The organism is Thauera sp. 2A1, from assembly GCF_009469595.2.
GTDB lineage: Bacteria > Pseudomonadota > Gammaproteobacteria > Burkholderiales > Rhodocyclaceae > Thauera.
Map to the genome: position 1 here is coordinate 1 of NZ_SSXV01000104.1, position 1470 is coordinate 1470.

The 1470-nt window shown below is 66.2% G+C and carries 2 protein-coding genes; both read right to left on the reverse strand.

All coding sequences use genetic code 11. The features are described 5' to 3' along the window. On the reverse strand, window positions 1-185 hold a 185-nt coding region (locus tag GH664_RS22695), incomplete at its 3' end, for an ATP-binding cassette domain-containing protein (protein WP_153170305.1). A gap of 11 nt (window positions 186-196) precedes the next feature. Next, the coding region (locus GH664_RS22700) for an ATP-binding cassette domain-containing protein (protein ID WP_153170306.1) at window positions 197-1470 on the reverse strand (1274 nt) is incomplete at its 5' end.

Genomic DNA, 1470 nt, shown 5'->3' on the forward strand with positions numbered 1-1470 from the left:
AGCATCGTCGTCTTGCCCGCGCCGTTGGGGCCGATCACGGTGACGATCTGGCCTTCGCCCACGGTGAGGTTGGCGTTGGTGAGCGCCTCGACCTTGCCGTAGGACACGCACAGGTCCTTGACCTGCAGCACCGGGTTCTTGGCGTCGTTGTTGGACGCGGCGTTCGTGTTGTTCATCAGTTTCATGCCGGTCTCCCTCAATCCACGCCGCCCAGGTAGGCTTCGAGCACCGCCGGGTTCTTCTGGATCTCGTCCGGGAGGCCCTCGGCGATCTTCTGCCCGAACTCCATCACCACGATGCGATCCACCAGCCCCATGACGAAGTCCATGTCGTGCTCGACGATGAGCGTGGCCATGCCTTCGGATCGCAGCTTTCTCAGGAGCTCGCCCAGCGCGGCCTTCTCCTTGAAGCGCAGGCCGGCGGCCGGCTCATCGAGCAGCAGCAGGCAGGGGTCCGAGCACAGCGCACGCGCGATCTCGAGGATGCGCTGCTGGCCCAGCGCCAGGCTGCCCGCTTCGTCGTACATGTGTTCCTTCAGGCCGACACGCTCGATCTGGTAGGCGGCTTCCTTCAAGAGGCGCGCTTCCTCGTCGCGGTCCAGGCGCCAGGCCGAGCTGAGCACCCCTTTGTGGCTTCTGAGGTGCGCGCCGATGGCGACGTTCTCGAGCACGGTCATGGTGGGGAGCAGCTTGACGTGCTGGAAGGTGCGGCTCATGCCCATGCGGGCGATCTCGCGCGAGTCGTGGCCCGCCACCGGCTTGCCCAGGAAGCGCACTTCGCCCGAGGTCGGGGTGTCCACCCCCGAGATCTGGTTGAACATGGTGCTCTTGCCCGCGCCGTTGGGGCCGATCAAGGCGAGGATCTCGCCGGCGCGCACGGTGAGGCTCATGTTGTTGTTGGCCACGAGCCCCCCGAACTTGCGCGTGACGTCCTTGGCTTCGAGGATGAGCTCGCCCGCCTTGGGCAGCGTTCGGCGCGGCAGGGTTTCGGCGTTCGGGTCGATGGTCTTCTGCACGCCCTTGACCGGCACGAGTTTCTTCAGGATGGGCCACAGGCCGTCGCGCGCGCGCTGCAGCACGAGCACCATCATGAGGCCGAAGACGATCACTTCGAAGTTGCCGCTGGCGCCGAAGAGCTTGGGCAGGAGGTCCTGCAGCCACTGTTTCAAGACGGTGATGAGGCCCGCACCGACGAGCGCGCCCCAGACGTGGCCGGCGCCGCCCACCACCGCCATGAAGAGGTACTCGATACCGATGTGCAGCCCGAACGGGGTCGGGTTCACGAAGCGCTGCATGTGGGCGTAGAGCCAGCCCGAGGCGCAGGCGTGCAGCGCGGCGATGACGAAGATGATCATGCGCGAGCGGGCGGTGTTCACGCCCATCGCTTCGGCCATCACCATGCCGCCCTTCAGTGCCCGGATGGCGCGGCCTTCGCGCGAGTCCAGAAGATTTTGCGTGGTGAACACCGCCA